At 38.1% G+C, this 7,186-nt stretch carries 6 protein-coding genes and 1 tRNA gene; 1 reads left to right on the top strand and 6 read right to left on the bottom strand.

Translation table 11 applies throughout. The features are described 5' to 3' along the window. Positions 1–200 precede the first annotated feature (200 nt). Positions 201–283: transfer RNA gene (locus ACTQXY_RS03255), tRNA-Leu, on the top strand. Positions 284–895: 612 nt separating this feature from the next. Here ACTQXY_RS03255 and ACTQXY_RS03250 read toward each other — a convergent pair. From ACTQXY_RS03250 to ACTQXY_RS03225, 6 genes are all read right to left on the bottom strand, one after another. After that, positions 896–1,321: a bacteriohemerythrin gene (locus ACTQXY_RS03250; RefSeq protein WP_071143639.1), complete on the bottom strand. Its 426-nt coding sequence runs from the start codon at positions 1,319–1,321 to the stop codon at positions 896–898. A gap of 32 nt (positions 1,322–1,353) precedes the next feature. Beyond that, positions 1,354–2,664, bottom strand: coding sequence for a sigma-70 family RNA polymerase sigma factor (locus tag ACTQXY_RS03245; RefSeq protein WP_441658242.1), 1,311 nt, complete (start codon positions 2,662–2,664; stop codon positions 1,354–1,356). Positions 2,665–2,743: 79 nt separating this feature from the next. Then, positions 2,744–4,633: an FtsX-like permease family protein gene (locus ACTQXY_RS03240; RefSeq protein WP_441658241.1), complete on the bottom strand. Its 1,890-nt coding sequence runs from the start codon at positions 4,631–4,633 to the stop codon at positions 2,744–2,746. Continuing rightward, a complete protein-coding gene (locus tag ACTQXY_RS03235; protein WP_441658240.1) occupies positions 4,630–5,388 on the bottom strand; it encodes an ATP-binding cassette domain-containing protein in 759 nt (252 codons plus the stop codon). Before ACTQXY_RS03235 ends, ACTQXY_RS03240 begins: the two co-directional genes overlap by 4 nt. Before the next feature lie 101 nt (positions 5,389–5,489). Beyond that, positions 5,490–6,479, bottom strand: coding sequence for an ATP-binding protein (locus ACTQXY_RS03230; RefSeq protein ID WP_441658239.1), 990 nt, complete (start codon positions 6,477–6,479; stop codon positions 5,490–5,492). Next, entirely contained in the window at positions 6,476–7,156 is a 681-nt protein-coding gene (locus ACTQXY_RS03225) for a response regulator (RefSeq protein WP_441658238.1), read from the bottom strand. The genes ACTQXY_RS03230 and ACTQXY_RS03225 overlap by 4 nt, the downstream gene beginning before the upstream one ends. Between the last annotated feature and the right edge of the window lie 30 nt (positions 7,157–7,186).

Raw genomic sequence — 7,186 nt, 5'->3', positions numbered from 1 at the left:
CAATATATTCCATCCACTCTAACAATTCTTTCATAAAGAAACACCTCTTTTCTCTTTAGTTTATCAGAAAAAAGGGATGTTCACAATTTATTTACTCATGCGTTTGTCGTGTACGTTGTGTGAACGTCAACACATTTTTTATATATTGTCATATTTTCTATTGCCATACGCACATTTTTGTGGTAATATATTTTTTGTTAGCGGAAATGTCGGAATGGCAGACGAGCTAGATTCAGGTTCTAGTGTGGGTTACCACGTGTGGGTTCAAGTCCCATTTTCCGCATATAACTAAGATACAGAAGCCTTTGAGATACAAAGGTTTCTGTATTTTTTTATTTTCGAAAATCATAAAAAGGAGTATCAATTATCTTCTAATCAATACTCCTTCTTACTTCGATTCTTCAATCATTCTTTTACCCTTTCTTCATTTTCCCATCTTTTCATTTCTCTTTCTAACATCCGCTTCCACAATCCTTAATAAGAATTGACATTCTCACTAACCAACCGTGTCTTGCAAATCCGAATTTTGAAATTATAATGGTTTTTCTTATGAGTGAAGTCCTCATTCTCTTACTATTCTGGTGGTCCGTACCTCCTGTTATAAATTTGCTTCTCCAATTCCGATATCTTCAAAGCTCTTACCAACAATAAATAAATTTAATAAAAAGATATTTTTATCTGTTATTAACTTTATTTATTTTGTCTATACTGTTATTATATCATTGTTTTTATATTTGTCAATATATTTTAAAATATTTTTTTAATTTACAGATTTTTATTTTAATCTTTTGAATCTCTGCTCATATATCCAAAAACAGCAATCTCCATTCTACATGCAAGCATGCCAATGTCAATTGCTGTTTTTATCAGGCCGTGAACTGTCCGCACCTTCCAATTAGATCATTTCACTGTTCTTTCTCATATTTTTATATTCCGCAACAGATCTGTCAAATGTTTTGATATGTCCAAATAACCAATCTACCACTCTTTTATTCACCTGTGCAACAAACGCATCCGATGGTCCTTCCTCTTCCTCTAACATCTCATGAAGATCATCAATTGCTTCCACAAATTCTTTGTGTTTTTCTTTGTGTTCTTTTATTCCCGGATATTCAATCTTTTCCTGAAGTTTTTCCTCTTCCTTGAAGTGATAATCTGTATATGTTGCCAGATAATTGAGCATCTTTACTGCTGTTGCTTTTTCACTTCCTTTTTCACAACTTCTAAGCAAATCCTGAATTTTCCCAATCAGTTCTTTGTGTTGTTCATCAATCATCTCATTCCCTGTTACTAAGCTTTCATCAAATTCTACATTATACATTGTGTTTACTCCCTTTCATTATTATATTTACACTACATTCCCGATTCAATCTCGCTGATCAGGCTGATATTGTTTTCCTCTACCATGCTCAATTCTACTGTATCCAGCAGCTCACTGATCGAAAGTGTAGGTGTATACCATGATTTACTTTGGAAATATGCATCCAGATCATCTACTCCGAAGATTGCACCATGTCTTGCATAAATCTCATTTCTAGCAATGCGTAATTCCTCTTTTGTATGTCCTTGAACCTCTTCTCTTGTCAGTTCTGTTGTCCCACTGTTCGGGAAAATATAATCTGTCTCTGCCGGCTCGCTCACAGGTTCGTCTACTGTTCCATTCGTCTGATTTTCCGGCTCCTTCGTATCCGTATTTTCCTGTTTTTGCTCCTCTTTTTTGGAACTATTCTGTTCTTTAGTCACTTTCGGCTTTTCTGATGACGGCTTTTTCTTTTCCGGACGATTCACCACCACGGCAATCACTACTGCGACAATCGCAAGCACTACTGCTGCTCCTGCCAGATAGACAGCAAGCCTTTTATCCAACCTTTTCTTTTTCCCATGTATAATAATCTCTTCCTGTATCGGATTCCAATCGTCTGCTTTATAATAGACAACCGTCTTTTTCACACCTGCAAATTCTTTTCCGCTCAGAGAAATAGAATGTCCGTGCAGATCAAGTGTCTTGCAGATATTATAATATATATTTTGCGCACTGGTTATACCGAGGCAATGTTCAACTCCCCATTTGCGAAGTGCCAGACAAACCGCCTCCACAGAAAATGTATCACAGCCTTCCTTGCTCTCACCACGCTCTTCCCATGCATTCTCTATCGCTTTTTTGAAATATTTTCTTGTATAATTCAATCGGTTAATGATCACGCCCACACTACAATCCATCAGGTCCGCAATCTCATCCATTTTCAAATAATCAAAATAAAATGCAAACAGAGTTGCCTGATACAAATCCGGAAGCTGCTCCAAACTTTTGCTGATAACATCTACATTCTCATTCAGATGCTGCTTTTGCTTCGGATTCAGCTCTTCCTCTTCCATCTCCACAAAAACCGCTTCTCTTTCTTTTCTCTTTTTAAAATGCTCGCATCCAATCCGATACACATGCTTTCCGAGCCACTCATATAAATTATCCAGCTGTATCTCATCTGCCGACCGATACAAATCCACATACACCATCTGCATAAACAGCTTGATATCTTCCTCATTTTTCAAAATACTTTTCGCACGTAGATAGACAAAGTTATACGTCTGGGAGTAAATATAATTCAATCCGTCCTCTTCTTTTTGTTTCATCTGCCAAACGGCATTTTCCATTCCGTTCTTCATATCTGCTCTCTCCTGTTAGTTATGTCCTAGAGTATATTACTACTCTTAGTTTAACATGTTGCAGATAGGTAGGCAATATCTACTTCATTTTTATATTTTTCATGTAGACCGACACTGAGAACAGATAACATATAAGGAAGAAAATTCCTATGATCACAACACTTAAAATGTTGATTTCAAGTAGTTCTGTGCGCATCATATTTCCTAATGCTTTCACAGAAAAATAAGAGGATATCGCCATCACAAGGAACGGTGACAAATAGGCAAACCGAAGTTCACACGCAATTTCTTTTTTTACAGTTCTGCTGCCCACGCCGATTTTGTTCAAGATAGCATATCGTTCCCGCTCTTCAAATGCATCATTATAAATCTTCACAAAAATGATACTTCCACTCGCAAGTATGAATACCATAAACATGAAAATACACACCGAATAAATAATCTGAATCCAGCTTGCTTCCTGATCATCAGGATCAATTTTAATCAATCCTGCACAATCTGCACTCCCTTGCAGCGCCGCTACAGAAGCCTCAAAATTTTTTACATCTTTAATTCTATAATTATACACATAAACTTCTTCGCCAATATTTTTCAGACGTTCATATTCATGATCATTGACAAGATAAAATTCTGTCATTTCCTGCAAATATCCAAGATACGGCTCCGTGGTCACATCTGCACATTCATAGGTCTTATCATGAATCTCTATAGCGTCCTCTTTCCTATCCGTAATCAATGACAGCAGTACCAACTTATCTACATTGATATATTCGTCATCCTTCGGCTCTTTCAGATTAAATTTTAGATTTGCTTCTTTTGCTGCCTCTTTCACTTTGGAATACGGTAAAACTGCATACCCAGTGGATTTCCACCTTGCCTTGATTTCGGATTGTTCCAATTGAATCATAGACACCTCTGTTCCATATGCAATATCGTTATCCTTTTGAATTAATTTTTCAAACTCTTTGTATTTTCCCGCACTTGTACTTAGCACCTGATATGTGTAAGTATTTCTGAAGTGTACCATCCCGTCATATCGCTCTTTCATCGCAAATCCTGCTGCCAGTGCGGTAACTGAACACAACATTAAAACAGATACAATTGCATATGTCCGATAATTTCTCTTCATGCGAAATACGATATTATTCACCCAAAGCGTTCTCTGTTTTTTATAAAGAAATGATTTTCTCTTTGTAATACCCTGAAAAATAATCGGAATCAGACCACCAAACACAAGGTAAACTCCAATCGTAACAAACACAACTGCGGATAATGTATTTCTAAATACTTCCATTCCACCTTTGACAATCGCCAGGTAATATCCTGTTGAAAGCGCGGCAACTCCGAGAACCGTTTTTACAAGCAGAATTACCGGATGCTGTCTGACATACTCATTTTTTCTGCTGGCAGAAATCATCTCCAACACACTGCTTCTCACGATATTGACATAGCCTTTGACCGCAAAAATCACATATATGACCACGTAACAGGCAGAAACTGTCAAGATTGATTTGAGCGAAATACTGTTAAAAACCTCCACCGTAATGTCAGATAACTTCATCATAATCATTTGGAAAAGACGCGCTGTCAATGTGCCGACTCCAAGTCCAAGCGCCAGTGATAAAAGGCCTGTCATCGAAGTCTCTATCATATATAACTTCCCGATTTTTTGATTCGTCAATCCCATAAATGCATAAATTCCGATTTCCTTTTTCTTTTTTGTAAGAAATACACTCGTGGAATACCATATAAAAAATAGCATAAAACAAATTAATACAAACGTGACTGCCTGAATGACGAACTCTGCATTTTCTCGATTCGTTTTTCCAAGTCCATCCAGAATCCCCGAATCAATCACATTTTGAAAATTCAGAAAAATCAAAACCGTGAATGCCAATGATACCATGAGCGAAAGATAGTTTTTCAGACTTTCTTTGAAATTTTTGAACGCCAGTTTCCACATACTCATGAAAAATCCCCTCCCATAGACGCCTGCATATCAATGATACGGTCGTAGAATTCTTTTCTGTCTTTTCCCCGGTTAATCTTACATTTAATGACACCATCGCTTAGAATATAAACTTCCTTCGCATAAGAGGCTGTAAACGCATCGTGTGTAACCATCAAAATAGCCGCCTTTTCCTTCTCGTTCACAGCACGCAGACATTCTAGCAGCTCTTTACTCGATCTCGAATCCAACGCCCCTGTCGGTTCGTCTGCAAAAAGGATTTTGGGATTTGTAATCAACGCCCGGCACGCTGCCCCTCTTTGTTTTTGCCCTCCTGACAATTGATACGGATATTTCTCCAAATGCTCTTTCAATCCAAACATCGCCCCCATCTGCCTTGTCCGTGCAATACATTCTGCTGCAGGAACTCCATTCAATGACAATGGCAGTGCAATGTTATCCTGAAGACTCATCGTGTCTAACAGATTATAATCTTGAAAAATAAATCCCACCTTATCCCGCCGTATCTTAGATAACTCTTTATTGTGAATTTTTGTAATGTCCTTCCCATCTAAGATCACCGAACCATGCGTCGGCTTATCAATGGTCGACAGCATATTCAAAAGCGTTGTTTTTCCGGAGCCACTCGGTCCCATAATCGCAATAAAATCACGCTCACATATGCTGAGACTGATTCCCTTCAACACCTTTGTCTGAAAACCTTTCGAGCCATATGTCTTTGTCAGATTGTTTACTTCTAATACTTTACCTTCCATATTTCATCCTCCTTTACAAGCAATATTATACGAAAAGTTCTGCTCATTTGTCCTTACATCCACATTACAAAAACAGCCCCAACATTACAAAAATTGTAATGTCAGAGCTGAAAATAGTCTCTGTTATCCCGAAAGCTCAGGATCACTCTCGTGAAACAGCCAAATTCACTCTCCACCGTAATCGTATGTCCAAGTTTTTTCATAATCAAATGCGCCAAATATAAACCCATTCCGGTAGATTTATATTTTCCGTTATGATGGTTACTTCCGGTAAAGCCCTTCTCAAATACATTTTTCAAATCACAATCCTTGATTCCTTCACCATTGTCTTCTATATAAAGCCGTGTCACATCCTCCTCTGACTCTCCCCAGATAGAAAGTCTCGGACATTCGGATGTATACTTGATTGCATTACCGATAATCTGATCCAGGACATAAATCAACCACTCTTTATCTGTGTACACTGTAAGTTCAGGCACCGACACTTCCATCTCAAACCGATTCTGAATCAGGAAAAACTGATTGTTTTTAACAGAGGCACGCACACATTGACTCAAACTTGTCTTTCCGATCTGCAAATCGTACATCGTACTTTGTACACGACTTCCAATCAGCGCTCCGTTCAACAGCTGACGGATTCGCTCCAATTGCTCCTTCATCGCCTTTTTCTGTACACTATCCTCAATTTTTTCATTCATCAAAAGCAGGGCAGCAAGAGGCAGCTTCACCTCATGACACCATTTTGTAATGTAATCCTGCAGATTGCAATTCATTTCAAACAGCTCATCCAGCTGTCCTTTCAGAACCTCCACATCATGAATCACAATTTCTCTGTTTTCAAACTCCGAAAACTCCGAATAAATAACATCCTCCACCTCAAGCAGTTCCTCAACTTGTCGCCTTTTTTGCGCCTGCTGCCTATAATCTATGATGACAAAACTTATCAATGCAATTCCAATTAACATATCCAGATAAAAAAGATTCTCTCTATCTACATCTGCAAAAAGCAGACCAAAATATAAGTCGTATGCAAGAATGACAGTCAAAAGCAGAAGGAACATCTTTCGATTCTTTTTCAAATACCACATCATTCGATAAAATACCCCACTCCCTTTTTTGTGTGTATCACATCATCATTACAATTAGCTTTGAGTTTCGCACGAAGACGGCTTACAATGGTCGTCAATGTTCCATCAGACACATACTCATCTGTATTCCACAGCTCCATCATCAGTTCTTCTCTGGTCACAACCTTGCTTTTTTCCTCCAGCAATTTTACAAGAATCCTGTTCTCCATCTTGGTCAATTCTATTTTTTCAGATTGAAACAATAACGTCTGGCTGTCCACATCATAGTGAAGATCCTTCAAAACACAAATTTTATCTTTTACTTTATATTCATACGCCCGCCGTAATACTGCATCAACTTTTGCCCTCAAAAGCTCCAAATGAAATGGTTTTTCGATATAATCGTCGCCCCCTTGTGCAATTCCCATAATTTTGTCTGCATCATCGCTTCTGCTGCTCACGAACACAATCGGAATCTCTGAGCGTTCCCGAATTTTCCTGCACCAATAAAACCCATCATAATAAGGAAGATTCACATCCAGCAATACAATATGCGGTCTGCAATCTTGAAATTCTTCACTGATCCTCTCAAACTCTTTTGCCACAACCGCATCATAATTCCATCGCATCAGATAACTTTTCAGTTCTTTTGCCAATGCTTCATCATCTTCCACTATAAAGACTGTTATCTTTCCCTCCATCTGTTTCACCTCATTCCCATTATAAAGGCT

It is taken from the genome of Faecalimonas sp. LCP19S3_D12 (assembly GCF_052121495.1).
GTDB lineage: Bacteria > Bacillota > Clostridia > Lachnospirales > Lachnospiraceae > Faecalimonas.
Note: the sequence above shows the minus strand (reverse complement) of the source record. Positions and strands in the feature narration are given on the sequence as shown.

Coding starts and splice junctions, on each gene's coding strand:
- ACTQXY_RS03230 (WP_441658239.1), bottom strand. CDS start 6,479: ATGATGTGGTATTTGAAAAAGAATCGAAAGATGTTCCTTCTGCTTTTG.
- ACTQXY_RS03245 (WP_441658242.1), bottom strand. CDS start 2,664: ATGAAGAACGGAATGGAAAATGCCGTTTGGCAGATGAAACAAAAAGAA.
- ACTQXY_RS03250 (WP_071143639.1), bottom strand. CDS start 1,321: ATGTATAATGTAGAATTTGATGAAAGCTTAGTAACAGGGAATGAGATG.
- ACTQXY_RS03235 (WP_441658240.1), bottom strand. CDS start 5,388: ATGGAAGGTAAAGTATTAGAAGTAAACAATCTGACAAAGACATATGGC.
- ACTQXY_RS03240 (WP_441658241.1), bottom strand. CDS start 4,633: ATGAGTATGTGGAAACTGGCGTTCAAAAATTTCAAAGAAAGTCTGAAA.
- ACTQXY_RS03225 (WP_441658238.1), bottom strand. CDS start 7,156: ATGGAGGGAAAGATAACAGTCTTTATAGTGGAAGATGATGAAGCATTG.